The sequence below is a fragment of the Pseudoalteromonas sp. Z1A6 genome (assembly GCF_011378745.1).
GTDB classification, from domain to species: Bacteria; Pseudomonadota; Gammaproteobacteria; order Enterobacterales; family Alteromonadaceae; genus Pseudoalteromonas; species Pseudoalteromonas arctica.
In genome coordinates, this window is record NZ_WTKW01000696.1 from 1 (window position 1) to 605 (window position 605).

Consider the following 605-nt stretch of genomic DNA (forward strand, 5'->3'; position numbering starts at 1 on the left):
ATATGGATCTTTTCTATAACTTTAAGTATGTAAATGAATGTATAACTGCATTGGCAAGGATTAGAGTAAAGTCTAAAGAGGTCTCCGATTTATTTAAGTTTATTAATAATTCTGAAAAGGAAATGCTTGACTGTATCCTGCCAATCGTAAACGCATTAAAGGCTGAACCACAAAACTCAGATAAAAAGCTAAAACAAAAGATAATAGCATCTATTGAAAATATTTTCTTTATGACACTTTTAGATCAAGGGGTTAAAGGTAAAGAAAATGCAACTGAATTACTAAAATCTTTCTTTTTAAATAAACAAAGAAATACTATTGATAATTGCTATATCAAAGGTGATATTCCTCCATTGGATTTTTCAGGGTTAACTATAATAAATAGTAGATTCAGTAGTATGCAAAGATTTCTTCAATCTAACTTTATAAATTCTAACTTTATGTATACAGAGTTCAACCAGTGCAACAATCCACTCATAAATGACAAAAATATATTAGATGCTGAAATTGACAAAAATACTTGCGTTTTGGGTGACTTGGTTGATGCGATTAACTCCAAAATAAAATTGGGTGAAAATGATTATCTTCACCTAGAAAGTGAATCA

Annotated in this window: 1 protein-coding gene; it reads left to right on the plus strand. The window is 28.9% G+C overall.

Annotated features, from left to right (window positions below):
- Window positions 1-605, plus strand: a 605-nt coding sequence (locus tag GQR46_RS20390) for a hypothetical protein (RefSeq protein WP_165742352.1), incomplete at both ends; no start/stop codon positions are given.